Genomic DNA, 24,775 nt, shown 5'->3' with positions numbered 1-24,775 from the left:
GGGATGACCGCGCGTTTCCGACGCAAGTTGCGAAGGCCTCGCGGCATGAATGTCCTGTCCCTCCTCAACGACAAGCGCGTCCGCGACTGGTTCTACCAGATCGCCCTGATCCTGCTGCTCGTCGGCCTCACCGTGTTCTTCGTGCGCAACGCCTCGGAGAACATGGTCAAGGCCGGCATCGCCTCGGGCTTCGACTTCCTCTGGCGGACCTCGGGCATCGAGGTGCCCTTCGTCCTGACCGGCTATACCCAGTCGGACGATATCTTCGCCCTGTTCTGGGTCGGCGTCGCCAACACCATGCTGGTCACGGTGATCGCCATCGTGCTGGCGACGCTGCTTGGCTTCGCGCTCGGCATTGCCAGGCTGTCCTCGCACTGGCTGCTCTCGACCATTGCCGGCGCCTATATCGAGTTCGTCCGCAACATCCCGCTGCTGTTCTTCGTGCTGTTCTGGTATTTCGGCGTCATCGCCGCCCTGCCGCAGCCGCGCCAGAGCATCGGCCTGTTCGGCGTCGCCTTCCTCAACAATCGCGGGCTCACCATCCCGCTGCCGGATGCGCCCGGCAATTTCCGCTGGGCGGCGCTGGCGGTGCTCGCCTCCTGGCTCTGCTACTGGCTGGCCAGCGTCTGGGCGCGCAAGCGCAAGGAGCGCACCGGGCAGGATGCGCCGTTGCTCGCCATCGGCATCGGCCTGATCGTGGTCGTCCCGGCGCTCGCCATCGCCTGGGCCAGTCTCGCCACGCGCTGGGACATTCCGGTGCTGCGCGGCTTCAACTATCGCGGCGGCTTCGTCGTCATCCCTGAATTCGTCGCGCTGCTCGCCGCGCTCGTCACCTATACCGCCGGCTTCATCGCCGAGATCGTGCGCGGCGGCATCGAATCCGTGGCGAAGGGCCAGAGCGAGGCCGCCTCGGCGCTGGGCCTCCGCCCCGGCCGCATCCTCAGCCTCGTGGTCATTCCGCAGGCGTTGAGGGTGATGACCCCGCCGCTGACCAACCAGTATCTCAACGTGCTCAAGAACTCGTCCTTTGGCGCGGCCATCGCCTATCCCGACGTGGTCAGCCTGTTCATGGGCTCGGCGCTCAACAATACCGGCCAGGCGATCGAGATCATCGCCATGACGCTGGCGGTCTACCTCGTCATCGGGCTCACCGTTTCGGCCCTGATGAACTGGTACAACGCCCGCATCGCCCTGGTGACGCGATGACCCGCGCCTCCTCCCTCTCGATCTGGCGCGAGCGCCTGTTCGGCACGCCCTTCACCGGCTTCACCAGCGTGGTGCTGATCGTCCTTATGGCTTGGATCGCCATCCCGCTGATCCGCTGGGCCGTGATCGACGCGACCTGGATTGGCTCGACGCGGGCCGACTGCGCGCCCGGTGGCGCCTGCTGGGTCTTCATCCGCGCCCGTTTCGGCCAGTTCATGTACGGGCTTTATCCCGTCGACCAGCGCTGGCGCGTCGATATCGCCGGGCTTCTCGTCCTGGCGAGCGTGCTGGCGGTCGTCTTCGCGCCACAGCGCCTCCGCCTGAAGCTCGCGCTGGCGCTGCTGGTCATCCTGCCGCCGCTCGGCATCTGGCTGCTCTCCGGCGGCTTCGGCCTGCGCCATGTCGAGACGCGCGAATGGGGCGGGCTGATGCTCACCCTGTTCATCTCGATCTATTCGAGCCTGATCGCGATACCGCTCGGCATTATCTTCGCGCTCGGCCGACAGTCGGAACTCAGGATCATCCGCCTGATCAGCGTGATCTTCATCGAGTTCTGGCGCGGCGTGCCGATCATCGCGGTGATCTTCCTCGCCTCGCTCCTGCTGCCCCTGATCCTGCCCGGCGGCATCGGCATCGACCGGCTGGCGCGCGCCGTCATCGGGCTCGGCTTCGTCATCGCCGCCTATATGGCCGAAGCGGTGCGCGGCGGCCTGCAGGCCCTGCCCAAGGGCCAGCGCGAGGCGGCGACGGCGCTCGGCCTCAACTACTGGAAGGCGACGGGGCTGATCGTCCTGCCGCAGGCCCTGCGCATCTCGCTGCCGGCGATGACCAACGAGTTCATCGCGCTGATCAAGAACACGACGCTGGTGCTGGTCGTCTCGATCCTCGACCTGCTCGGCATCGCGCAGGCTTCGCTGGCCGATCCCAACTGGGTCGGCATGAACATGGAGGCCTATGCCTTCTCGGGCGCGATCTACTGGCTGATCTGCTTCGCGCTCTCGCGCTGGAGCCGCTCGCTGGAGAAGAAGCGGAGGTTGTGACGGAGCGGGACACCTCTCAAAAGAGCGCTGTCATCCCGGGCGACCAAAGGGAGACCCGGGATCCATTCCGGAGCGCTTCCGGCAAAGGTTCCGGAATGGATCCCGGATCAGCGCCGCTTCGCGGCTTGTCCGGGATGACGGCGGTGAAAGGGGCAACAAAAAACCGGCCTTTCGGCCGGTTTTCTTCATTCGCTGCTCCGAAGCCGATCAGGCCCGGACCTTGCTCCGGTCGCGCCGGCGATCTGCGGCGGGCTGGTAGGCGATGCGGGCATGGTGGCTGCAATAGGGCAGGCCGGTCTGCGAGCGGGCGCCGCAGAAGCGGAATTCCGGGGTTGTCGGGTCGCCCATCGGCCAGCGGCACATGTACTCGCGCAGGTCCATGATGGTGACGCGCTCGGAGAACGGGATCACCACGTCCTCGGACGGCAGCGGCACGGCTTCCACCTCGATCTCCGCCTCGGGGGCGAAGGCCGGCGCCAGCGCATGGGCGCCGCGCGTCGGGGCAGGCGCCGCCATCGGGTGGCTCGGCGTGCGGGCCGGTGCCTTGCGCGGGGCGCTGTTGCGTGGCGCGGCGGGCTGTGCCGCGCTCTTGGCCCGGCCCGAGAGGCCGAGGCGGTGGACCTTTCCGATCACCGCATTGCGCGTGACATTTCCCAGCTCGGCGGCGATCTGGCTGGCGCTCAGCCCGTCGCTCCAGAGCTTCTTGAGCTGCTCGACGCGCTCGTCCGTCCATGCTCCGGCTTCGTTCATCCGCATCACCTGTCTTGTCCGGCCGGCCCCTCGCGGGTCCTGCCTTTAAGGGCGCTTCGTGACGGAATCCGGGACCGGCGGCGCTGTCGCAAGGACAAGGCCGTTACTGCCGCAACAGACGGTACAGGAGGCGCCGCACGAAATGTCGTATCTGACGAAGCCGACCATACAAGCTGCGGTGACTCGCGAACAAGAGTCGGCGAATCCGATTTGGGCTTTTCCCCAGACGATTCGCCATCGGGCGGTCAAGCGAATCCTTTCGGCAACACTGTCCCTGCGGCATTGAATTGACAGTCGCGGCCGCCTTAAGCATATTTATCCACAAGGTGACGCCGCCCCCGATCGGGCGGCGCTTATGTTTGGCGGATCAAGGTTCCGACGATGCGGATGACGGCGCGACGAGAGATCGGGAGCTGGGTGCGACGATAACGTCGTCACCGGGTCTTATCGTGGCTGCATGCCTGCAGCATCCATCCCGGATCGTCGTTCTCCGTTCAGCGCCAATCCGTTTCTCACCCCGTCCCCTTCGCGAGGATCTTCGTCTCATGGCTCCCGCCCCTGCTTCCGCCAGCCAGTCCGTGCTTGTTCCGACCTATGCCCGTGCCCCCGTCGCTTTCGAGCGCGGTGAAGGTCCCTGGGCGATCACGGCCGACGGCACCCGCTATCTCGATTTCGGCGCCGGCATCGCGGTCAACGCGCTCGGCCACGCCCATCCGCACCTCGTCAAGACGCTGACCGAGCAGGCCGGCAAGATCTGGCACACCTCGAACCTCTATGGCGCGCCGGATGGCGAGCGGCTGGCTCGCCGCCTCTGCGAGGCGACCTTCGCCGAGCGCGTCTTCTTCACCAATTCCGGCGCCGAGGCGAACGAGTGCGCCATCAAGATGGCGCGGAAATACCATGCCGCGAAGGGCCATCCCGAGCGCTACCGCATCATCACCTTTGAAGGCGCCTTCCACGGCCGGACGCTGGCGACCATCGCCGCTGGCGGCCAGCAGAAATACATCGACGGCTTCGGTCCCAAGGTCGACGGCTTCGACCAGGTGCCCTTCGACGACGAGAAGGCGCTGCGCGCCGCGATCACGCCCGAGACGGCCGCGCTGATGATCGAGCCGATCCAGGGCGAGGGCGGCCTGCGTTCGGTGCCGGCCCGCTTCCTCAAGCTGCTGCGCGAGCTCTGCGACGAGCAGGGCCTGATGCTGATCTTCGACGAGATCCAGACCGGCGTCGGCCGCACCGGCAAGTTCTTCGCGCATGAGATGTATGGCGTTGCGCCCGACATCATGTCGATCGCCAAGGGTATCGGCGGCGGCTTCCCGATGGGCGCCTGCCTCGCGACCGAGGAGGCCGCCTCCGGCATGACGCTCGGCACCCATGGCACGACCTTCGGCGGCAATCCGCTCGCGATGGCTGTCGGCAATGCCGTGCTCGACGTGGTGCTGGCGCCCGGCTTCATCGAGAATGTCGGCCAGATCGCTCTTCGCCTGAAGCAGTCGCTGGCAGAGCTCAAGGACAAGTACCCGGACGTCATCGCCGAGATCCGCGGCGAGGGCCTGATGCTCGGCCTGAAGCTGCACACGCTGAACACCGAGTTCGTCAACGAAGCCCGCGCCCATGGCCTGCTCGTCGTCGGCGCCGGCGACAATGTCGTGCGCCTGCTGCCGCCGCTGATCATCACCGAGGCCGATGTCGCGGAAGCCGTGTCGCGTCTCGACAAGACGGCGGGCGCGATCGAAGCCGCGCTGAAGCGGCCGGCCGCCGAATAAGTTCGCCCCAGACCCCACACCAGCGAAGCGAAGGAAGCGCCCGTGACGCGCCATTTCCTCGATCTCTCCGATTTCTCCGGCAGCGAGCTGCGTGCGATCCTGCGCACCGGCGAGGAGATCAAGTCGCGACGCCGTACCCCCGCAGCCGTTGGTGACCGCCTGCTCGAAGGCAAGGTCGTCGCGACCATCTTCGAGCAGCCGAGCCTGCGTACCCGCGTCTCCTTCGATGTCGGCATCCGCGAGCTCGGCGGTTCGCCGATGATGGTCGCCGGCCATGAGATCGAACTCGGCGAGCGCGAGACCATCGCGGATACCGCCCGCGTGCTCTCGCGTTATGTCGACGCGATCATGATCCGCATCCTCGACCACGATTCGCTGGTCGAGATGGCGAAATACGCCACCGTCCCGGTGATCAACGGCCTGACCAAGCGCCAGCATCCCTGCCAGGTCATGGCCGACGTCATGACCTTCGAGCAGCGCAAGGGCGCGATCGAGGGCAAGCGCATCGCCTGGACCGGCGACACCAACAACGTGCTGACCTCCTGGGTCCACGCCGCCGGCCGGCTCGATTTCGAGTTGTCCGTCGCGACGCCCGAAGAGCTGGCGCCGCCGCCGGCCCTGATCGCCTGGGCCAAGAAGCAGGGCGCCAAGATCAAGCTGACTCATCGTCCTGAGGAAGCGGTCGAGGGCGCCGATTGCGTCATCACCGATTGCTGGGTCTCGATGGGCGACGACGACGAGGGCACCCGCCACAACCTGCTGCGGCCCTACCAGGTCGACGACCGGCTGATGCAGCGCGCCGAGAAGGACGCGATCTTCATGCACTGCCTGCCGGCCTCGCGCGGCGAGGAGGTCACGGACGCGATCATGGACGGCCCGCAATCGGCTGTCTTCGACGAGGCCGAGAACCGCCTCCACGCGCAGAAGGGCATCCTGGCCTGGTGCTTCGGCGGAGTGGCGGCTTGATGGCCGTGGACGACACCATGGACACCGTCGGGCTCGACGATCGGGTCATCCCCTTCGCCGTGCCCGATCTCGATGTGCGCGGCCGCGTCGTTCGGCTGGGCGCATCGATCGATACGATCCTCGACCGCCATGGCTATCCCGAGCCCGTCTCGCGCGTGCTCGGCGAAGCCGCTGCGCTCACCGTCCTGCTCGGCACGGCGCTCAAGTTCGAGGGCCGCTTCCAGCTCCAGACCAAGAGCGATGGCGCCATCCCGATGATGGTCGTCGATTTCAACGCGCCCGATAATTTCCGCGCCGTCGCCCATATCGACGAGGCCAAGCTCGTCGAGGCGATCGCGCTCGGCAAGGTCTCGACAGGCGAATTACTGGGCGAGGGCCATCTTGCCATGACCGTCGACCAGGGCACGGCCACCACGCGCTACCAGGGCATCGTCGCGCTGAAGGGCCAGAGCCTTGAGGAAGCCGCCCACCAGTATTTCCGCCAGTCCGAGCAGATCCCGACGCGGGTCCGCCTCGGCGTCGGCACGGTCACGACGGGTGGACGCCCGCAATGGCGCGCCGGTGGCATCCTCGTGCAGTTCATGCCGCATTCGCCGGACCGCCTGCGCGCGGCCGACATCCATCCCGGCGACGCGCCCGAGGGCCACGATATCCTCGCGGGCAACGACTCGGACGGCATCGCCGACGATGCCTGGATGGAGGCGCGTTCGCTGGTCGAGACGGTCGAGGACCACGAACTGCTCGACCCGACGCTGGAAAGCGAGCGCCTGCTCTATCGCCTGTTCCACGAGCGCGGCGCCCGCGTCTTCGAGCCGGTCACGGTGTATGAGGCCTGTCGCTGCTCGCGCGAGCGCGTGCTCTCGATGCTGCGCGGCTTCGCGCCCGCTGATCGTCAGGCGATGATCGCCGATGACGGCAAGCTCGGCGTTACCTGCGAATTCTGCTCGCGGCGCTATTCCTTCGACCCGGCCGAGGTCGAAGAGGGGCAGGCGGCTGGGCAGTAGTTCCCGAGCACGACGTTTCCGTCATGGTCGGGCTTGTCCCGACCATCCACGTCTCAGCTGGTCGAAGTCCGTGTTCAAGACGTGGATGCTCGCCACAGGGGCGAGCATGACGAGCGCGAGATTTCGGCTCGGCGGGTAACTACCCGGCCTGACACTCCGCCATCAGCTTGCGCATGAAGGCCTCGCCGGCGGCCAGCTGCTCCAGCGTGATGTATTCGTCCGGCTGATGCGCCTGGTCGATCGAGCCGGGGCCACAGACCACGGTCGGAAGTCCGGCCTGCTGGAAATGCCCGGCTTCGGTCGCATAGGCGACGGCGATGGTGTGGTTGCGGCCGGAGAGCCGCATGGCGAGCCGCTCGGCCTCCGAGCCCGGATCGGGCGCCAGCCCCGGCACATCCGAGGTCATCTGCGTCTCGATCGCCGCGCTCGGCGCGGTCGAGCGCATCCGCGCCAGCACCTTGTCGGCGGTCTTCGCGAAGCGCGCCGGACCGGCTTCGGGATCGGAGCTCGGGACCGTCCTGATCTCCCAGAGGATCTCGCTGCGATCGGCCAGGATGTTGCGGGCGATGCCGCCGTGGAACGTGCCGATATGGACGGTGTCATAGGGCGGGTCGAAGCGGCCGCTTGTGTCCGGCCGCTGTTTGGCGTCTTCCGCCATATGGTCGAGTTCGGCCGCGAGCAGCGCGCCGGCATGGACGGCGCTGGCGCCGAGCTGCGGCTTGGAGGAATGCGCTGCAAACCCCTTCACCACGGTCTGGAAGGTCCTGACGCCCTTATGCGCGTCGCAGATGTCGAGCATGGTCGGCTCGCCGACGATGACGGCGCGCGGCCGCGGCAGGGCCTTGCCCATGGCATTGATGCCATCGACCACGCCGAGGCAGGTCACCTCCTCGTCATAGGACAGGAAGAGGTGGATCGGCGTCTTGAGATTGGCCGCCAGGAAATCCGGCACGAGTGCCAGCCCGAGCGCCAGAAATGCCTTCATGTCGACGGCGCCGCGGCCATAGGCCTTGCCGTCCGCGACATGCAGCGTGAACGGGTCGCGGCTCCAGGCCTGGCCGGCGACCGGCACGACATCGGTATGGCCGGACAGCACGATGCCGCCGCGATCCTGCGGGCCGACGGTCGCGAACAGCGCCGCCTTGTCGCCGGCCGCGTTCGGGAAGCGCACGGAGGAGACGCCCCAGCCGGTGAGGTAGTCCTCGACGAAATCGAGCAGGGCCAGGTTGGACTTGTCGCTCACCGTGTCGAAGGCGACGAGGCGGGCGAGCATCTCGAGCGGCGTATAGCGCTGCCCGGCTGGAGCGGAGGCGGTCAATGCAGAACCTTCTTCACATAGGGGGAATCGAGCGGGAAGAGCGGCACCTCGACATCGAAGACCGTGCCGTTCTCATCCTGCATGGCGTAGAAGCCGTGCATCGAGCCGTCGGGCGTCGTCAGCGGGCAGCCCGAAGTGTAGTTGAAGCTCTCGCCCGGCCGCAGCACCGGCTGCTTGCCGACCACGCCTTCGCCGCGGACTTCATGGACCTCGCCGCGCCCGTCGGTGATAAACCAGTGCCGGGTCATCAACTGCACGGTTTGCGTCGAGAGATTCACGATCTCAATTGCATAGGCCCAGAAATAACGGCCCTGCGCATGCGAGGATTCGCCATCCATGAAACTCGGCGACGCCGTCACGCGCACGCCATGCGTCTGGGCCTGATACATCGAAGGCTCCGCTTCGGCCGGTCGCGGCTTTCCCGCCGTGATGTGTTATCGGCCAGCCGGCGCCAGCGTCAATGTGGTGGGGCTGCGATTCTGGCGTGGACAACCTGCCGGGCCGCGCATGCCTCGCATCCACCATGCTTGGCCTTGACGGCCCGCTTCGCTAGCTATGACCGATTATTCTCAGCGGAACGCGCATGCTGACCTTCAAGCCCGGCATCCAGCCCGACAGCTCCATCCGCGCCTTCATCGAGGCGGGTGCGATCAGGCTCGCCAAGCCGCCGGCCGAGGGGCAGATCCAGCCCGCGAGCCTCGACCTGCGCCTGGGTGCGCGCGCCTATCGCGTCCGCGCCTCGTTCCTGCCCGGCCCGGAGCGCACGGTGCGCAGCCGGATCGACGATCTCTCGCTGCACGAGATCGACCTGACGCAGGGCGCGGTGCTGGAGACCGACTGCGTCTATATCGCCGAATTGATGGAAGGCCTGCGCCTGCCCAAGGGCCTGCGCGCCGCCGCCAATCCGAAAAGCTCGACCGGCCGGCTCGATGTCTTCACCCGCGTCATCACCGACCGCGCCCGCGAGTTCGATCTGGTCGAGGACGGCTATGACGGCCCGCTCTTCATCGAGATTTCGCCGCGCACCTTCCCGGTGCTGGTCCGCTCCGGCTCACGGCTCTCGCAGATCCGCTTCCGCGCCGGCGAGACCCGCCTCGACGACCGCGCGCTCGGCGAAATCCACGTCCGCGAGACGCTGGTCAGCGCGGCCGAGCCCTCCTTTCAGGGCGGCGTCGCCGTCAGCGTCGACCTCTCGGGCTTCGACGGCCTGCTCGGTTATCGCGGCAAGCATCACACGGCGCTGATCGATGTCGACCGCGTCGGCGCCTATCGCCCCGCCGATTTCTGGGAGCCGATCCACGACGATGGCTCTGGCAGCATGATCCTCGACCCCGGCCAGTTCTACATCCTCGCCTCCAAGGAAGCGGTGCATGTCCCGCCGGACTATGCCGCCGAAATGACGCCCTTCGACGCGCTCGTCGGCGAGTTCCGTGTCCACTATGCCGAAATATCCTGTTCGGCTTAAGTGTTCCCTCGACGGGGGCGGTTGAAAGCAGAGCGCGGTTCTCCCTCTGATGCTCTCATTGGCCCTTGGTTTCGGTAGGAGGCGGCGCGGCGCAGCTGGCCTGGGTTGCGCAGCCGCGCCGTCTCCGGTTCGTCAGGGCTCCTTGTTGGAGGGGGGGATGACGGTCAGTTAAGGGAAAGCTGCTGAGGACCGGCTCAGTAGCTCAGGGAATCTAACAGATCCCCGTCTCTGCAGGCTCGTAACTAGAAGTCACCATTCGCTTCCAACAGCGCGGTGATCTTCACGTTCAGTGCGGCTGCTACACGGTCGACGGTTGTCAGAGTTGGATTGCGGACTCCTCGCTCGAGGCCACTGACGTACGTTTGCTCGACACCCATGCGAACGGCGATTTCGTCCTGCGATAGCCCGGCAGCCATGCGGATTCTCCGCATGTTTTTTCCAAAGATCTGCCGAACGTCCATCGGTTGAACGAAGCGGAGACTTGTTTGCAATTCTAGGTATTATAGTATCTAAAGCGAATCGTAGAGGCACGGCTGAGCCGTAGCTCTGCTCGTTTTCAGGTGCTTGGATGAAAGAGCCAACGGACGAAGAGCGGCTTCGCTCGAGCGGCCCAGCGATGCGTGTGTTCGACAACGTCACACGGCGCTGGGGGCTTTCCGAACGCTTGAAGCTTCAATTTTTGGGGTGCGCGGAACATGATTTCCGCGCGTGGCTTCCCTCCGCGCGACGGCACAGGCCTCTCATGCTCGAGTTGGGGGTCCTGATGCGAATTTCGGCTGTCTTGGGCGTCTTTGGTGATCTGCGACAGCTGACGAATGGATCTGCCGAAGAGATGCGGTGGCTCACCAGTGGGATCGCTGCTCCCCCATTCGAAGGGAAGGCGCCGATAGAGCTTCTGTGCCGCTCCTTCGAAAGCCAAATGGACGTTCGCCGGCATCTAAGTGCCCGCGTCGTCGGCCAGCATCCCCCGAACGCGGTGGATAAAGGTTTCAGAAAATATACCGATGACGACCTAATTTGGGTTTGACTACGTGGCCACCATTCGCGCTGTTTGCTTCGATGCCTTCGGAACTGTCGTTGAAATTACGGATCGGCGACGGACGTTTCAGGGATTAGTCGGTAATACCTATAATGACATTGCCATACGAGCGATGACACAGCCTATAGATCTCAGGGCTGCTGTGAAACTCCTGAATCCAGCTCCAAAAGAAGAAGAAATCGTTAGCTGGGAGGCGGATATTGCCGCGGAGTGCGCTTCAATAAAATTGCGCCCTGGCATAAAAACCATTTGGGCGACCCTGAAACAAGCTCAACTCAAGATTGCGGTTTGCTCCAATTTGGCCGCTCCCTATGCAATGCCGATGTTCGATGCCTTGCCTGATGAACTCGACGGCTTGGTCCTGTCGTATCGCGTGGGCTTGATGAAACCTCATAAGGAAATTTACTCGCTCGTGGCTTCGCAGCTTCGCTTGAAGTTGTCGCAGATACTCTTTGTGGGCGATCGGATCGAGGAGGATGTGCTTGGGCCGGCGGCTGTGGGCGCTCCTGCCATGCCCATCGGCGAGTTCGAAACATTCTTTGGCTTCGCACCTTCAATCTTCGCGCCGCCGAACATCGTTGAACTGTTCGATCGCATCGGATCCGTGAAAGCCAAGTCCGGCTAGGTATCCAGCCGGTGCAACTCTGAGCTCAATAAAACTGGATGCAGAATGCGCCTGTTAGATATTTCCGACATCCATCTTGAGTGTGGCCCGTTCAAGTTTCCCGCCTCGATGCCTGACTTCGACATTGCCGTGTTCGCGGGCGACATCGGGCAGCCAATTACGGCGGCGGTATCGTGGATGATCGAGCAACAGCAGACTGGGCCGCTGCGCGGTCGGCCAGTCATATATGTTCCTGGTAATCACGAGTTCTATGGAACCGTGATGCAGCACAACCTTGCCAAAGGTAGGGAGGCCGCTGAGCTCGCAAAGATCGAGCTCCTCTCGCGCCGAACTGTCGTGATCGGCGGGGTGCGCTTTATCGGATGCGTCTTGTGGACCGATTACCGGCTCTATGGCACACCGAAGCCGTCAATGGTCTACGCTGGGCAAACCCTCAATGACCATCGGCTGATCCGATACAAGGAAGTCAACGGGCACTACAGCCGATTTATGCCATGGCATGCCGCTGCCGAGCATCGCCTTGATTTGGCATTCATTCGGCAGGAGCTTTCGACGCCCCACAGCGGGCCGACGGTTGTGGTCACGCACCACGCCCCCCATCCGAATTCCATCGAGCCGCGATACCAGGGCAGCCCGCTCACTCCTGCCTTCGCCTCAGACTTGAGCAACATCATCGCCGAGTTTCAGCCTGAGCTCTGGATCCACGGTCACGATCACGGATCGCACGATTATCGGATTGGGCGGACGCGCGTTTTCGCAAACCAGGCAGGCTATCCAAATCTGCACGGCGATCGAGAAAATCGCGGCTTTGACCCGAGATGCGTCATTCGGATCTAGTAGTGAGGAGAGGAGCAGATTCTGCTGTACGGCTCGAAGTTGGATCTGAAATACAGGGTTTCCAGCCCCGCGCATCTGCAGCTGGGAAAGTTTTGGCGTCCCGCAAAAAGTGACGGTACGTTCGCCACACGACCTAGCACTACTTTGGCAGATTCCTAGAACTGAGCCTGCGGCGGCAATGCGGACATCGGTTTTGGGGCGGCCGTTCGAGAGTGGCGATGATGGCTGCCCGGACCGCTGGCAGGGTGGGCTGAGGCGGTGGTCCCTGGATTCTTCTTTTCCCGCTTCGCCTGTTTGAGGCGCCGGGATTGAAGGAAGGCGTAGGCGATCATGGTCATGAGCGCGTGCCGGTGCAGTCCCGTCCATGATCGTCCCTCGAAGTGATCGAGCCCGAGTTCCTCCTTCAACTGCTGATGCGCCTGCTCGCAAATCCAGCGCGCCTTGATCGCGCCGGCCAGGCGCTTGAGCGAAGTGTCGGCCGGCAGGTTCGAGAGGTAATATTTGCGCTCTCCATTCGAGCGATGTTCGCCGATCAGCCAGGCCTCTTCTCCCGGCAGATGCTGCTGCCCCATGTCGCCGATCCTCTGGGGCGGCCCGTCTGCCACCTTGATCCGCACGGCGGCGAAGCGGGCCTTCAGCGGCCCCTTGGTGCCACGCCGCCAGCTCAGCGTGCGCCAGGGCGCCGTCGCCAGCGTCTTCTCCGCCGATACCGACTTCGCGTCGGGCACATGATTCTTGCGCGGGCGGCCGCGCTCGGCGACAGGAAAGACGAAAGCCACGTCAACCGGATAGACCTTCTGGCGCGCTCCAACGCCGACGGCCCAGGTGAGCCCACGCTCGCTCAAGGCGTGCCGGAACGGTGCAGAGAGACCATAACCGGCATCGGCCAGCACGCAGCCGAAGCGCAGGCCGGCAGTGCGCGCCCGATCGATCTCGGCGAGCGCGATCTGGGGCTTAGTCCGATAGTCTCTGTGATTGTCCGGCACGCCGGCTCGGGCCAGTCGCACGGGATCGCTCGTCCAGCTCTCGGGCAGGAATAGCCGCAAGCCCACCATGACCGGCACTTCGCCGGAAGCCAGCGTCAGCGACACCAGGGTCTGACAGTTGGCGTTCTTGCCCAGGGCCGAGGCGTATTGCGACGCGACGCCAACCGAGCGCTCTCCCTTCTTCGGTAGCGCCGTATCGTCGATGATCAGCCAGGCCTCGGCTCCGCCGACCATCCTGTCGGCCTCAGTGAGCAAGGCCTTCTCAAGCGGTGCGGCGTCCCAAACGCCGCTGGCGATGAAGTGATGAAGCTGGTCGTAGCCGACACCGCCGTCGCGGGCCGCCATCGGCTGGATGCTCTTGCGATCACCGGCGTCGATCAGCCCCGCCACATAGGCCGGGCACATCCGAGCTCGCACCTTGTGGCGTAGAGCAGCGAGAAACGGCGCAAGCCAGCGCGCAAGATCAGACTTCCAGTTCCCGTCCATGGCCGGCCCTCCAAAAGCCGACCACCCATGAATCATGCAAACCGTGCCGCGGGAATCCCGAAAACGCCAGCCGTCCAAAAATTCTGCCAAAGTAGTGCTAGGGTCCGGACCCATAAAATTGTTGGCGACGCCGGCATGGTGTGATTCACGGCTTCCGAAAGGAAGTGATGATGAATCCCGATCGTTTCTGGCTGACGGATGCGCAATTCGCGCGGATCGAGCCATATTTGCCCACCGCCACACGGGGCAAGCCGCGTGTTGATGACCGCCGGGTGATCAGCGGCATTGTCCATGTCCTGAAGTCCGGCGGGCGCTGGATCGATGCGCCGCCGGATTACGGGCCGCGTAAGACGCTCTACAATCGCTATGTTCGCTGGGCCGCCAAGGGCATCTGAGTCGATCTCTTCCATGCGCTGGCCAGCGCCGGTGGTCCTTCCGCCCAGGTGCTCATCGACTCCTCCGCTGTGAAGGCGCACCGCTCGGCCTCGGGCGGAAAAGGGGGAGCGGAACCAAGCCATCAGGCGCTCGCGCGGCGGCCGCAAGACCAAAATCCACGCGCTGACCGACTGCGACTGCCGACCCATCGCGTTCCTGCTCACCGGCGGCCAGGTTGCCGATTGCACGGCAGGTTCAGCCCTGCTGGAGCAAATGCCGGCAGCTCGCATCCTGCATGGCGACAAGGGCTACGACAGCAATGCCATCCGCCGGCAGGTCGAGGAAAATGGCACGATGCCGAACATCCCGCCCAAGGCGAACCGCCGCTGGAAGAACTGCTTCTCGCCCGTGCTCTACCGCGACCGAAACGCCATCGAGCGTATGTTCTGCCGTATCAAGGACTTCCGACGCGTCGCCACGCGATACGACCGCAACGCCGTCAACTTCCTCGCAGCCGTCTGCATCGCGGCCACCGTCTGCTACTGGTTGTGAGTCCGGCCCCTAGAGCGACGAACTGAAGGCGAAAAGCCACGAAACGCGGCTATGTGTCAGGCATCGTCAGATTGGAACCAGCAATCACGGCTCGCATAACTATCGAGTCGAGGAGCGCGCCGCCAGCAGCGATCTGCCCAAGCCGCCCAGGGCGGACGCTGAGAACTCATATCCAATGATCAGAAGGGTCTCTGGCTGGGCGCATTTTATCTTCTGCCACTCGCCGCCTCGGCCGGATCGCTATGCGCATTTCCTGCGCTTCGCCATGGTGCCCTCAAGGCCCATCTTGCAGGCCAGAGCCAGGAAGCATCGTCCACGAAGTCTATGCCATGCCATTGGATAATATAAGCTATTTTTGGAATCGTTGATGCTCACATATAATGCGTTAATTCGAGAATTAATTATTCATAAAATATAAAATATTCAGATTAATTTGGTTTAATATTTGATAATTATTCGCCCCAACAATGCGCTTAGACCGATTTAAGTTAGATTAGAGGAACGAAACGATGCTCCAACTCCTGGTCGCCAGCTCTAGGAAGCATGACGACGTCGACGTGGATGCGAATTTTGCTTCGGAGTTAGGGCCCGCGCTAACTATCAAGGATCGCTATCGCTTCAAATTTAGCTACGTCGTTGATCGGTCAACGATGGCGCCTGTCAGGGAGATTCTTGAATACCTTACATACTCAGCGTCGAAACGCTCGAATAGCGAAACGACGATTAAAAATAAAGCGGACGCTTGCTATGAGTTGTTTCTATACCTTGATGCTATAGATTTAGATTATCGAGATATCTGTCTTGATACTTTAGTTGAATATAAGGAGAGGCTTTCGGCTTACATATCGCCAAGAACAAGGCGACCTCTTGCGGCGGGTACGGTTAAGTATCGCCTCCAGGTCGCTCGAGAGTTTTGCGAATACCATAAGCTTATAGAACCGAGAGCTGCGAAAGCGATCGTAGGAAGACCGACGTACGGATCATTCCCCGCATACAGCGCAAAGTCAGATTCTGAGCTAAGCGTAAAGAACAATAGCTCGCTCGTAGAGTATATCATCAAAGATGATTTGAATAAATTGATGTCAGAACTCGCTGGTAACCCAAATGAGCGAGGGCTTAACTATTCGAGGGACTGGCTTATTTCGGCATTCTGTCTCACAACGGGTTCTAGGATATCGGAGACACTCGGGCTGAATACAGGGCAAATTTACGCTGCGTACAAAAGCGTTCAAGAAGGTAAGCCCGCTGTAATTAGGCTTATCAAAACCAAAGGGTCGAAACCTAGGGACATTATTGTTGACCGAGATTTGATCATGCTTCTCAAGAGATACGTTGATAGCGATGGCCCGCGAGCGAGAGCCGTCGAAATTGGTCAAGCCCATCGCTCATCGTTTAAAGATAACGAAAGCGTTTTTGTAAATGAAAGCGACTGCGCTCCGCGTTTCGCTGGTAGGACTTACAGCGCAAAACGAGCTGAAGAGCATTTCGCTGCCGTTCAGATTAGGATCGGCATGGTTAGGACCGTCCCGATCTACGATTTGGAGACAAGAGAACCCATTGGAGAGCGACAGGTCAACAAACACCGCATTCATCACCTACGGCATACTTACGCGATTCAAGCGTGGCACGCGTACCGTCGACTGCCAGAAATCGACCGATGGATAAAAATACAGGGGCAGCTTGGCCATAAAAGCCATGAAGTGACCGCCTCCATCTATCTCCGAGCCGTCAAACACCTCGAGGGTGATGCTCGAGACGTCATGGGTGCATACCTGAAGACACTAGCTGGATTCTAATGAATATGGCGAATGACTCCAAAAAATCGAAAGCAGACAAGCCGCGCGTAATTCGTGGTCCATCAGGACATTACCATCCATTTTTCCCAGCAAAGGTTTTTGACCCTGATCAGATGTTCCAATTTAAGAATTGGAACGAGCTTGGCGGACCGCTGGCGTTCCAAGTAGCCTCGGCGTTTGTTGCTTGTTTTGCCAAAAATAGCTACCTCACAAGAGATGTAAAGCGCGGCAACTTGAACAAGCTGTATAGGTTTGTCTCGACGCGAGGCATCAAAACTCTAACCGATATAACAGATGACGATGTTCGCGATTTCAGAAAATTCCTCGAGCCGGTGCTGTCAACGAGAGTCACTGACTGGAGCACAGCACGGAGCGTCATCGATCATGCCTTTGCCGCAGCGGGTAAAACTGCACCGAAAATGGAAACTGCGCCGTGGGCGCGAAAGCCAGAGGAGTGGGCTCCACCCGCCAAGGAGCACCTGAGGGCGCCTACATCTTCAAACCAGACGGAGGGTGCCGGCCGGAAGCCATCGACCGCCCGTTCACAACATCCCCGAGCGCGCTTGGCGGAGCTCTCCGTAACGAAGGTCGATGGCGTTTCTGAGGGCGCCGTCAGCAGGTTGGATCTGAATCCCAGCATCATCGAGGCCGGTGGTGGCCGGATGGTTTTCTTCCCAGCGCGAGGCTCCGCGCCTGCTCATAGGCAAGATTTCACGGATTGGTGGCTGTTCAATCGGGGCTTCGCGAAGGAGATAATGAGCGTCACGATCGCTCTGAAGCGAAATAATACTCAAAAATCTCTGAATACATGGCGAACCAGATGTCGATATCTACTGTCGTTTTTGAAGCAACTTCCGGTAACGGAGCGTCCGCGATCATTTTCAGATTTTTCCGCCGCCCAAATGCTAGCGTTTCTTTCATTCATCGACAAGGGGGATGTCGCAGCTAGGACCAAGAATTGGAGAGCTGCTACCGCAGTTATTGTTCACGCCTGCAACGCTCATTCAAAGACTGCGCCAGCGTTTCCAGTCAATCCATGGCCAGGCCACGCAGCGCGGCAGCCAGCTGCGACGCAGCCGCTAACTGCTTCGGAAATTGGAGCGATCCTCAGTGCTTCCATGAGGTCGATGAGCGCGACGCTATCGTCGGCGGATCAGGCGGGGTACGAGGGTGTCACCTTGGCGGAGTTGTTCCCGTTCCTTGTGACGCTCGCATTCTGGACATTGTTCAATCCCGAGACCGTCGCCGGCATTCGGCGCTCCGAAGTCAGATCAGACCTTCTCGGTCGCTTCGCTGTCGTTGGTTTTAAAGGGCGTAGTACCACTGATCAGGTCGCGACCTTTCCGAGCAGTGATGATCACCCCTGCGCGCCAAAGGCGGTGATTCAAAACATAGAGAAAATCACCCGACCTCTTCGAGGGCGGCTGCCACCAGATAAGCGGGACTATCTTTTCGTTGGTCTCGTGCGTCAAGCCCAAAGGTCAAAGGCAATGGTGCAGGCATATCCGGACGTGGGAGCTGCGATGATTTCATACTATAGAGACGGATTCTGCAAAGAGTTCGACCTCAAGAAGTTTACGTTGCAGCAGATTCGAGTGACTGGTGCTGTTATCGTCAACCGCCTGTTTGGGGGCGATGTCAAAACAACTCAGCTGCTACTGAATCACCTCCACATTGGGACCACCGATAGCTACGTGCGGCGGGATGCGCGGCGCGTCGAAGCGGAGCGCCTTGCTGACCAGATGGAGAAGCGATCTCGGTTTGTGCGATCCGGCGGAGCACGGGATGTGCGAGACCAGCCGGAAGCGACTCAGAGTGCGGCCACACCGGGCTTCGTTTGCGCCGATCCATTCTTCCCGCCTGGGTGGCTAGATCAGGGTGAGGGAATGTGCGCGGCCTATGGAGCTTGTCCGACCTGCCCGCTTGGCTCGGTCGACCGACGTTGTGCCTTTAGCTTTGCCCAAGTCCTGAGGCTTCGCAACCAAATCCGCGAAGCCCATCGTGACCCCCGGATGCCTCCACGCAGCTGGATCGAGATCTGGAAGCCCCGACTTGCGGCGATCGAAGAGAAGTGGCTCCCAATGTTTTCCGATGATGTGAGAGCTGAAGCGGCCGCCGACGTTCGCGATGTGGTCATTGCTCCCCTTCCCTTCCTTGATGAGGTGTGACCGTGGCGAAGGTTCAAACGGCCCGAGCGCCCATCTCTGGCACTCGATTTGAGGAGGGGGGCGTCTGGGAGGATGAGGTCTGGCGTTTTCCAGTTACGACGCCTGGAGCTAAGCGATCTCTCTTCAGCATGAATTGGGCCATCCCACTCGCTGACGGCAAGATGTTGACCGACCTCGACTATGCTGAGGTTCTACATGCCTGGAAGCAGGTGCTCTGGGCTATGTTAACCGCACCACCAGATGGGCATCCCCGTAAGGGTTCATTCTGCGGGAGATTTGGGACCTCCCTGAGGCTTCTTGCGCCGTGGATGATTTCGTCTCATCGCCTTGATCTTGCCAGTCTTGATCGATCGGCGTTCAGCGAATTTGTTGAACTGGTGCGCATAAAGCTCGCTGAGGATGAGGATTTAGAGTTCGATGAAGCGCCGAGTGAAGATGGTGCCACGGTTGACACCTTCTCGAGTTACTTATCCGTATTTTCACTTCCCTATTTTGTACGGAACGAACTAGCTGCAGCAGGCATCACTCATCCTTCGGAAGATCCACTGAGCGGGCGGAGCGCGCTCGATATTGCGCGTGATCTCTGCAAAAAGGAAACAAGCCCAACGCGGGAGGTGTCAGATTCGATCTTCGTGGCAACTGTCAACACCGCGATGGCCCTATTGGATGAACCCTGGCTCGAGCCACTGATAGAATTGAATCAGATTCTATCGTCACAGCCGAGCGGCGACCATGAGCGAGAGTGCGAGTCCTTCCGTTGGGCGTACTTTCCAGAGACGCCGCTTACGACCACTTCGGTCAGAGCCACCAAAGACGCTGTACTGCGCGTCCGAGCTGCTTGCCAACTTCTTATTCAAGCCACCTCTGCCTTACGGGTGTCTGAGCTCTGCGGCATCAAGTCACGAGGGCGCAACAAATCGACGGGGCTTCCCGCATGCATTAGCATCGAGCGGACCTTCGACGATGAGTATGAAATTTTCAGCCTGAACGCCGAGCTGTTCAAGCACACGCCCTCTTCGGAGCCGGCGACCTGGGTGCTTGGCATGCGGCCCACCGGGGCCAACTACCTACCGCCTCCCGTGCGGGCGATCGACGTTTTGGAGCGTCTGGATAGCGGCTGGCGCCAGTTGGCCGGCAAGGACGCGCTACTCATCCAGTTTACGATCAACTGGGGGTTTCCCAGCAGTCGTCGGTTTGTTTCAGGAGCGACCGGCGACGTCGTCAGGAGGCACCAGCAGCGTTGGCTGATCGAAGCGGGCTGTGCAAAAGAAAGTGACGCCATCTCCACTCACATGTGGCGCAAAACCTTCGCCCGCTACTTGATCCGCGTGTCGGCCGACCTCCTGCCTGCGATCTCGCATCATTTGCAACACCTTTCGATCGCCATGACGGAAATCGGGTACGGCAAGCCGGATAAGACCATGCGCGATATTGTAGCCGATGCACGGGTCGAGGAGGCGGGCTCCATCATCCTCGGCGCCATAACGGGCCAGCGGCGCATCGAGGGGCCGGTTGCCCAGGAGATCCAAGAGTTCTCCCGTGGCCTTTCCCAACGTTTGGGCAATCGACCAGTAGCCAGCGTACCGCAGGATATTGAGCAGGAGGTTCGGGAAAGACGAATCGAGCTGTACGGCAGTGAGATTGGCTGGTGCGTTTTCCGTAGCGAGAGCGCTCGATGCCACCTTCTCGCGGATGATCCCACTCCCGCGTTTCTTCGCCTTGCGCCGGCTTTCGCTAATAAGAAACCGGCCGTCTGCCACAAATGTGCGAACTTCGGCGTTGGCGATGAACATGTCGGATTTTGGCAAGAGCGACGCTCGCTCTTTCAAAAGCGATTGGCCGCTTGTGGCCCGGAAACCCCGCCGAGCATCAAGACGTGTCTGAAGCGCTCTCTCGACCGTTGCGACACGGTGCTATCTTGGATGGGCGTCACAGCAGATGAATGAAGATCATGTCGATTCGGCATATACACCGCAGGAGCTTCGATTTATTGAAGCAATTGGTCGGATATTGGCAGGAAAGCCTCTAGAAAAATCCCTCAAAAGGAAAGCCGGAAAGTCAAGTGTTATTACACTAAATGTTGCGAATGTGTCTCTAGAAGCCGGGTTCGCGCGTACTTATCTATATAAAAACAGAAGCACGATGGCACGTGTCTGGGCGAAAATTGAGTCTTGCTTAGCTCCTCAAAGTCAACGCTCAGATAGAGATTCAATCATCCGCGAGCTGCGAGACGCCAACGCAATGCTGAGGGCCGAACGGAATCTCGCGATCGACGCCGCGCGGCGGTGTATGCAGGAGGTTATCAGGGCAAATGAGAACATCAGCGAGAACAAGGCGAAGGCGCGCCTAAGCCAGGAAAACACTAGATTGCAGGCGCGAATAGCTTATCTCGAAGGGGAGAATGCTAGATTGCGAGCAAATGTGGAAAGCGGGAAAGTGGTGCCACTCCGGCCCTAAAAGGCCGTTGTCCGACTGCGGGTTTAAGACAAGCAGAGCGCCACTCGCCTCAGCTCGCCTGAGCGGTCGTCCTCCCAATATGTCCAGAAAGCCACAGAAGCCTCAATGCCGTGGGTCGGGAGCATGCGAGCAGGCGAAACGCATTCTCCCACCACCGTTCATTTGCTGGGTCCTTTCGCATCAAGGCGCCTCCGGCAGGAGCGCGGGTATGCTAGCGGAAAGTCACTGTGGATGACGAGGTCAATGGCGGCTTGAGTGCGCCATTGCATGTAGACTATCAGCCAGGCCCTTTCGGTGTGAGAAACGATGAATTTTGGAATTTGGCCGTCGCAGTGGATCCGGCGGGCTATTGAGGCGGGCGTCATCTGCGCTAGTACGCCGATCAATGAAGCCGCGATCCAACCAGCGAGCCTAGATCTTCGCTTGGGGGACCGAGCCTATCGCGTTCCCACGAGCTTTCTGCCAGGTAAAGGAAATTCAGTCGCCCAGCGTTTGAGCGATCTCGCAACGCATGAGGTGGACCTGACTAAGCCTCAGGTTCTTGAGCGGAACTGTGTCCATATCATTCCGCTTCAGGAACGTTTGCGCCTCGATGAGGGCACCAGCGCCCGCGCAAACCCCAAAAGCTCTTCCGGCAGGCTCGATATCTTCGTTCGCCTCATCGCAGATTGCGGAACCGCTTTCGACGAGATCCCCGCTGGCTATTCTGGCCCGCTCTTCGCCGAGGTCGTGCCGCGCTCATTTCCGGTGATTGCGCGGGCCGGCGATTCACTCAACCAACTCCGGTTCCGGGAAGCCGCTTCTGACCCGAAGCGTCCCAGCCGGACGTTTCCTGTTTCGATCGATCTGGAAGGAGCGGCTGCCGGCGGCATCGTCGCGTATCGGGCGCGCAAAACCACTGGCCTGATCGATCTTCAGCAGATCGGAAAGTATGACAGGAACGATTTCTGGGAGCCTATCCAATGCCGCCCTGGTCGGCGGGAACTCGTCCTCGTGCCGGACGAATTCTATATCATGGCCTCGTTGGAAGATATCGAGATCGACGAAGATGAAGCTGCAGAAATGATAGCTTATGATACTGCGGTTGGCGAAGTGCGTGTACATTACGCCGGTTTTCTGGACCCGTTCTTCGGGAAATCGAAGATTACTGAAAGTAATAATAGTAAGGTCGTTCTTGAAATTAGGAGTCATGATGTTCCGTTCATGCTTGACCACGGGCAGCGTGTTGGAACTTTGATTTTTGAAGACATGATCGAAACTCCGGATAAGCTGTATGGGCAGCAGATAGAATCCAACTACCAAGGCCAAGGCTTGAAGCTGTCGAAGCAATTTTTCTGAGCCTGTAGAGCCGTAGCCCTCAGCGCCAAGCGTTTCGTGATCAAACGGTCAAGCTGCTTGACCGTGCAACCAGCACCAAAATGAGCAGTGGACTGAGCTCTCTTCACCTCGACGAAGCGCATAGTCGGGCGGGTCACCGCTTCACAGATCGCCTCGGCATCGGCCGCGTCGTTCTTTTGCCGCTTGACGTAGGGCTTCACATAGCTTGGCGGCATCAGCCTGTGTTTCGGCGTGCAAGTTTGACCCCATGAGGCGGGGGATCGGCGTCCAACTTTGACCCCCTTGAGCCGGTTTCGGTGAGACTGTCCGTCCTGGTTTCGGATGGGCGGGCGGGGGATGAAGGGCGTGGATACGATTGCGCGGATCCGGCGCGAGTTTTCGATCCGCGGGAAGACGATCAAGGAGATCGCCCGCGAGCTGCACGTCTCTCGGAACACGGTGCGCAAGGTGCTGCGCTCTGGCGCGACGTCGTTCGAGTATGAGCGGAAGGTTCAGCCGCAGCCGAAGATAGGGCCCTGGCGCCCTGAGCTGGATCGGCTTCTGATGGCGAACGACGGCAAGCCGGCCCGCGAGCGCCTGACGCTGATCCGTCTTTTCGAAGAGCTGCGGGATCTCGGCTACGAGGGCGGATACGATGCCGTTCGTCGCTATGCGCGAGGCTGGCGCCGCGAGCAATCCGCCGTCACAGCCGACGCCTATGTGCCTTTGAGCTTCGCGCCCGGCGAGGCCTACCAGTTCGACTGGAGCCACGAGATCGTCGTCATCAATGGCGCCACGACCCAGGTGAAGGTGGCGCATGTCCGGCTTTGTCACTCGCGCATGCTGTTCGTACGGGCCTATCCGCGCGAGAGCCAGGAGATGGTCTTCGACGCCCATGACCGCGCCTTCGCCTTCTTCAAGGGCGCCTGCACGCGCGGCATCTACGACAACATGAAGACCGCTGTGGAGACGATCTTCGTCGGCAAGGAGCGGGCCTATAACCGCCGCTTCCAGCAGATGTGCAGCCACTATCTGGTCGACCCTGTCGCCTGCACGCCAGCCTCGGGCTGGGAGAAGGGGCAGGTCGAGAACCAGGTCGGGCTCGTGCGCGAGCGCTTCTTCGCCCCGCGCCTGCGGGTCAAGAACTACGACGAGTTGAACGCCTGGCTGCTGGATCAGGTGCTTCGCTACGCCAAGGCCCACCGCCATCCGGAGCAACGTGACCGCACAATCTGGGAGATGTTCGAAGCCGAGCGCCCGAGCCTGGTGCCTTACGCGGGGCGGTTCGACGGCTTCCACTCACTGCCAGCCTCGGTGTCGAAGACCTGTCTCGTGCGCTTCGACAACAACAAGTACTCGGTCATCGCGAGTGCGGTCGGGCGCCCCGTCGAGATCCGCGCCTATGCCGATCGGATCGAGCTGCGCCAGGACGGGCGTATCGTCGGCGAGCATCCCCGCTGCTATGGCCGCGACCAGACCATCTACGATCCCTGGCACTATGTCCCGGTACTGGCTCGCAAGCCGGGCGCCCTGCGGAACGGAGCGCCCTTCAAGGACTGGGTCTTGCCCGGTGCGATCGACCGGGTCCGGCGCAAGCTCGCGGCCGTTCAAGACGGCGACCGGCAGATGGTTGAGATCCTCACCGCGGTGCTGAGCGACGGATTGTCCGCCGTCGAAGCCGCCTGCGCGGATGCTCTGCGGCAAGGCGTCCACTCCGCCGACGTGATCATCAACATCCTGGCCCGGCGCCGCGAGCCGGCGGCAGCGATCACGATCATGACGCCCGATGCCTTGCGCCTGCACCATGAGCCTGCCGCCGATTGTGCCCGCTACGACAGCCTCAGGAGAGCCGTGTGATGGAACGCTCGGAGATTCTTGCCACCATGGGCGAGCTCAAGCTCTATGGCATGAAGGCCGCCTACGACGAGATCATCGCCTCGGCGGTGAAGCGCCAGCACGAGCCGCAGCGCGTCGTCGGCGACCTCCTCGCCGCCGAAATCGCCGAGAAGCAGGCTCGTTCGATCAAGTATCAGATCACCATCGCCAAGCTACCGCTCGCCAAGGATGTCGCCGACTTCGCCTTCGACGGAACCCCGATCAACGAGACCCTCGTTCATGATCTCGCCGGCGGCAACTTCCTGGCGCACCAGCGCAATGTTGTCCTCGTCGGCGGGACTGGGACCGGCAAGACCCATCTCGCCATCGCGATCGCCCGGGCATGCATCCGTGCCGGTGCTCGAGGCCGCTTCTTCAACGTCGTCGATCTCGTCAACAAGCTCGAGGCCGAAGCCCGCACCGGCCGCCAGGGCCGCATGGCCGATTATCTCGCACGCATGGACTTCATCGTCCTCGACGAACTCGGCTATCTGCCCTTTGCCCAGTCCGGCGGACAACTGCTCTTCCACCTGGTCAGCAAGCTCTACGAGCAGAGCTCCGTCATCGTCACCACGAACCTCGCCTTCGGCGAATGGCCGTCCGTCTTCGGCGACGCCAAGATGACCACCGCGCTCCTCGACCGGCTCACCCATCACTGCGACATCGTCGAGACCGGCAACGAGAGCTGGCGCTTCAAGAACAGGCTCTGAGTTCCCCGCACACCACCGATCCGGAGTCGGCGCGGCT

The 24,775-nt window shown here is 61.4% G+C and carries 20 protein-coding genes and 3 pseudogenes; 17 read left to right on the top strand and 6 right to left on the bottom strand.

Features of this window, described 5'->3' with window-relative positions; genetic code table 11:
• The first annotated feature begins 45 nt into the window (after window positions 1–45).
• Window positions 46–1,206 (top strand): amino acid ABC transporter permease, encoded by a 1,161-nt coding sequence (locus AC6RIC_RS01155; protein ID WP_499734786.1) that lies wholly within the window; start codon window positions 46–48, stop codon window positions 1,204–1,206.
• The gene (locus AC6RIC_RS01150; protein WP_499734785.1) at window positions 1,203–2,246 is read left to right on the top strand and encodes an amino acid ABC transporter permease; all 1,044 of its coding nucleotides are present in this window, start codon (window positions 1,203–1,205) and stop codon (window positions 2,244–2,246) included. Before AC6RIC_RS01155 ends, AC6RIC_RS01150 begins: the two co-directional genes overlap by 4 nt.
• A gap of 207 nt (window positions 2,247–2,453) precedes the next feature.
• Here AC6RIC_RS01150 and AC6RIC_RS01145 read toward each other — a convergent pair whose 3' ends face one another.
• Window positions 2,454–2,996: a GcrA family cell cycle regulator gene (locus AC6RIC_RS01145; RefSeq protein WP_454654301.1), complete on the bottom strand. Its 543-nt coding sequence runs from the start codon at window positions 2,994–2,996 to the stop codon at window positions 2,454–2,456.
• 545 nt (window positions 2,997–3,541) lie between these two features.
• On the opposite strand from AC6RIC_RS01145, the gene AC6RIC_RS01140 reads away from it, so the two are divergent.
• Genes AC6RIC_RS01140 through AC6RIC_RS01130 form a run of 3 tightly spaced genes read left to right on the top strand, consistent with a single transcriptional unit; the run spans window position 3,542 to window position 6,732 of the window.
• A complete protein-coding gene (locus AC6RIC_RS01140; protein WP_499734784.1) occupies window positions 3,542–4,762 on the top strand; it encodes an aspartate aminotransferase family protein in 1,221 nt (406 codons plus the stop codon).
• 42 nt (window positions 4,763–4,804) lie between these two features.
• Window positions 4,805–5,728, top strand: a complete 924-nt coding sequence (argF, locus tag AC6RIC_RS01135) for an ornithine carbamoyltransferase (RefSeq protein WP_499734783.1) — start codon at window positions 4,805–4,807, stop codon at window positions 5,726–5,728.
• Window positions 5,728–6,732 (top strand): Hsp33 family molecular chaperone, encoded by a 1,005-nt coding sequence (locus AC6RIC_RS01130; protein ID WP_499734782.1) that lies wholly within the window; start codon window positions 5,728–5,730, stop codon window positions 6,730–6,732. Before argF ends, AC6RIC_RS01130 begins: the two co-directional genes overlap by 1 nt.
• 139 nt (window positions 6,733–6,871) lie before the next feature.
• Here AC6RIC_RS01130 and argE read toward each other — a convergent pair whose 3' ends face one another.
• Both argE and apaG read right to left on the bottom strand, forming a co-directional pair.
• Window positions 6,872–8,005: an acetylornithine deacetylase gene (argE, locus tag AC6RIC_RS01125; protein ID WP_499736533.1), complete on the bottom strand. Its 1,134-nt coding sequence runs from the start codon at window positions 8,003–8,005 to the stop codon at window positions 6,872–6,874.
• Window positions 8,006–8,046: 41 nt separating this feature from the next.
• Window positions 8,047–8,439: a Co2+/Mg2+ efflux facilitator ApaG/CorD gene (gene apaG, locus AC6RIC_RS01120; RefSeq protein WP_454654295.1), complete on the bottom strand. Its 393-nt coding sequence runs from the start codon at window positions 8,437–8,439 to the stop codon at window positions 8,047–8,049.
• A 194-nt stretch (window positions 8,440–8,633) separates the two neighbouring features.
• Between apaG and AC6RIC_RS01115 the strand changes: the two are divergent.
• Window positions 8,634–9,494, top strand: a pseudogene (locus AC6RIC_RS01115) (2'-deoxycytidine 5'-triphosphate deaminase); the annotation flags it as partial.
• 263 nt (window positions 9,495–9,757) lie between these two features.
• Here the strand turns inward: AC6RIC_RS01115 and AC6RIC_RS01110 are convergent.
• The gene (locus tag AC6RIC_RS01110) at window positions 9,758–9,931 is read right to left on the bottom strand and encodes a helix-turn-helix domain-containing protein (RefSeq protein WP_499734781.1); all 174 of its coding nucleotides are present in this window, start codon (window positions 9,929–9,931) and stop codon (window positions 9,758–9,760) included.
• Between the two features lie 200 nt (window positions 9,932–10,131).
• Here AC6RIC_RS01110 and AC6RIC_RS01105 point away from each other — a divergent pair, with 200 nt between their 5' ends.
• Genes AC6RIC_RS01105 through AC6RIC_RS01095 form a run of 3 tightly spaced genes read left to right on the top strand, consistent with a single transcriptional unit; the run spans window position 10,132 to window position 12,016 of the window.
• The gene (locus AC6RIC_RS01105; RefSeq protein WP_499734780.1) at window positions 10,132–10,542 is read left to right on the top strand and encodes a hypothetical protein; all 411 of its coding nucleotides are present in this window, start codon (window positions 10,132–10,134) and stop codon (window positions 10,540–10,542) included.
• 4 nt (window positions 10,543–10,546) lie between these two features.
• Window positions 10,547–11,179, top strand: coding sequence for an HAD family hydrolase (locus AC6RIC_RS01100; protein WP_499734779.1), 633 nt, complete (start codon window positions 10,547–10,549; stop codon window positions 11,177–11,179).
• A 45-nt stretch (window positions 11,180–11,224) separates the two neighbouring features.
• Window positions 11,225–12,016, top strand: a complete 792-nt coding sequence (locus tag AC6RIC_RS01095) for a metallophosphoesterase (protein WP_499734778.1) — start codon at window positions 11,225–11,227, stop codon at window positions 12,014–12,016.
• A 155-nt stretch (window positions 12,017–12,171) separates the two neighbouring features.
• On the opposite strand, the gene AC6RIC_RS01090 is transcribed toward AC6RIC_RS01095, so the two are convergent.
• The gene (locus AC6RIC_RS01090) at window positions 12,172–13,524 is read right to left on the bottom strand and encodes an IS701 family transposase (protein WP_499736532.1); all 1,353 of its coding nucleotides are present in this window, start codon (window positions 13,522–13,524) and stop codon (window positions 12,172–12,174) included.
• A gap of 134 nt (window positions 13,525–13,658) precedes the next feature.
• On the opposite strand from AC6RIC_RS01090, the pseudogene AC6RIC_RS01085 reads away from it, so the two are divergent.
• The 6 genes and pseudogenes from AC6RIC_RS01085 (at window position 13,659) to AC6RIC_RS01060 (ending at window position 22,174) form a co-directional block, all read left to right on the top strand.
• Window positions 13,659–14,415: pseudogene (locus tag AC6RIC_RS01085) on the top strand (IS5 family transposase).
• 509 nt (window positions 14,416–14,924) lie between these two features.
• A complete protein-coding gene (locus AC6RIC_RS01080) occupies window positions 14,925–16,211 on the top strand; it encodes a tyrosine-type recombinase/integrase (RefSeq protein WP_499734777.1) in 1,287 nt (428 codons plus the stop codon).
• Window positions 16,212–16,216: 5 nt separating this feature from the next.
• The gene (locus tag AC6RIC_RS01075) at window positions 16,217–18,379 is read left to right on the top strand and encodes a site-specific integrase (protein WP_499734776.1); all 2,163 of its coding nucleotides are present in this window, start codon (window positions 16,217–16,219) and stop codon (window positions 18,377–18,379) included.
• Between the two features lie 161 nt (window positions 18,380–18,540).
• Window positions 18,541–20,325, top strand: a complete 1,785-nt coding sequence (locus AC6RIC_RS01070; RefSeq protein WP_499734775.1) for a hypothetical protein — start codon at window positions 18,541–18,543, stop codon at window positions 20,323–20,325.
• Window positions 20,318–20,836 carry a hypothetical protein gene (locus tag AC6RIC_RS01065; RefSeq protein WP_499734774.1) on the top strand — a complete coding sequence of 173 codons (519 nt, stop codon included), beginning with the start codon at window positions 20,318–20,320 and terminating at the stop codon, window positions 20,834–20,836. The genes AC6RIC_RS01070 and AC6RIC_RS01065 overlap by 8 nt, the downstream gene beginning before the upstream one ends.
• Window positions 20,837–21,142: 306 nt before the next feature.
• The gene (locus AC6RIC_RS01060) at window positions 21,143–22,174 is read left to right on the top strand and encodes a 2'-deoxycytidine 5'-triphosphate deaminase domain-containing protein (protein ID WP_499734773.1); all 1,032 of its coding nucleotides are present in this window, start codon (window positions 21,143–21,145) and stop codon (window positions 22,172–22,174) included.
• Between the two features lie 95 nt (window positions 22,175–22,269).
• On the opposite strand, the pseudogene AC6RIC_RS01055 reads toward AC6RIC_RS01060, so the two are convergent.
• Window positions 22,270–22,395, bottom strand: a pseudogene (locus tag AC6RIC_RS01055) (IS110 family transposase); the annotation flags it as partial.
• Window positions 22,396–22,510: 115 nt separating this feature from the next.
• Between AC6RIC_RS01055 and istA the strand changes: the two are divergent.
• Window positions 22,511–24,010, top strand: a complete 1,500-nt coding sequence (gene istA, locus AC6RIC_RS01050) for an IS21 family transposase (protein ID WP_499732769.1) — start codon at window positions 22,511–22,513, stop codon at window positions 24,008–24,010.
• On the top strand, window positions 24,010–24,738 hold the full coding sequence (gene istB / locus AC6RIC_RS01045; RefSeq protein WP_499732768.1) for an IS21-like element helper ATPase IstB: 729 nt from the start codon (window positions 24,010–24,012) through the stop codon (window positions 24,736–24,738). Before istA ends, istB begins: the two co-directional genes overlap by 1 nt.
• Window positions 24,739–24,775 lie beyond the last annotated feature (37 nt).

It is taken from the genome of Allobosea sp. TBD101 (genome assembly GCF_059817965.1).
This window is presented reverse-complemented; position numbering and strand designations above follow the sequence as displayed.

Excerpts from the sequence above, each read along its gene's own strand:
- AC6RIC_RS01065 (WP_499734774.1), top strand. The coding sequence starts at position 20,318 with ATGAATGAAGATCATGTCGATTCGGCATATACACCGCAGGAGCTTCGA.
- AC6RIC_RS01110 (WP_499734781.1), bottom strand. The coding sequence starts at position 9,931 with ATGGCTGCCGGGCTATCGCAGGACGAAATCGCCGTTCGCATGGGTGTC.
- AC6RIC_RS01075 (WP_499734776.1), top strand. The coding sequence starts at position 16,217 with ATGGCGAATGACTCCAAAAAATCGAAAGCAGACAAGCCGCGCGTAATT.
- AC6RIC_RS01095 (WP_499734778.1), top strand. The coding sequence starts at position 11,225 with ATGCGCCTGTTAGATATTTCCGACATCCATCTTGAGTGTGGCCCGTTC.
- AC6RIC_RS01150 (WP_499734785.1), top strand. The coding sequence starts at position 1,203 with ATGACCCGCGCCTCCTCCCTCTCGATCTGGCGCGAGCGCCTGTTCGGC.
- AC6RIC_RS01070 (WP_499734775.1), top strand. The coding sequence starts at position 18,541 with ATGTTGACCGACCTCGACTATGCTGAGGTTCTACATGCCTGGAAGCAG.
- AC6RIC_RS01145 (WP_454654301.1), bottom strand. The coding sequence starts at position 2,996 with ATGAACGAAGCCGGAGCATGGACGGACGAGCGCGTCGAGCAGCTCAAG.
- apaG (WP_454654295.1), bottom strand. The coding sequence starts at position 8,439 with ATGTATCAGGCCCAGACGCATGGCGTGCGCGTGACGGCGTCGCCGAGT.
- AC6RIC_RS01080 (WP_499734777.1), top strand. The coding sequence starts at position 14,925 with ATGCTCCAACTCCTGGTCGCCAGCTCTAGGAAGCATGACGACGTCGAC.
- AC6RIC_RS01155 (WP_499734786.1), top strand. The coding sequence starts at position 46 with ATGAATGTCCTGTCCCTCCTCAACGACAAGCGCGTCCGCGACTGGTTC.
- istA (WP_499732769.1), top strand. The coding sequence starts at position 22,511 with ATGAAGGGCGTGGATACGATTGCGCGGATCCGGCGCGAGTTTTCGATC.
- AC6RIC_RS01130 (WP_499734782.1), top strand. The coding sequence starts at position 5,728 with ATGGCCGTGGACGACACCATGGACACCGTCGGGCTCGACGATCGGGTC.
- AC6RIC_RS01090 (WP_499736532.1), bottom strand. The coding sequence starts at position 13,524 with ATGATTCATGGGTGGTCGGCTTTTGGAGGGCCGGCCATGGACGGGAAC.
- AC6RIC_RS01060 (WP_499734773.1), top strand. The coding sequence starts at position 21,143 with ATGAATTTTGGAATTTGGCCGTCGCAGTGGATCCGGCGGGCTATTGAG.
- istB (WP_499732768.1), top strand. The coding sequence starts at position 24,010 with ATGGAACGCTCGGAGATTCTTGCCACCATGGGCGAGCTCAAGCTCTAT.
- AC6RIC_RS01140 (WP_499734784.1), top strand. The coding sequence starts at position 3,542 with ATGGCTCCCGCCCCTGCTTCCGCCAGCCAGTCCGTGCTTGTTCCGACC.
- AC6RIC_RS01105 (WP_499734780.1), top strand. The coding sequence starts at position 10,132 with ATGCGTGTGTTCGACAACGTCACACGGCGCTGGGGGCTTTCCGAACGC.
- argE (WP_499736533.1), bottom strand. The coding sequence starts at position 8,005 with ATGCTCGCCCGCCTCGTCGCCTTCGACACGGTGAGCGACAAGTCCAAC.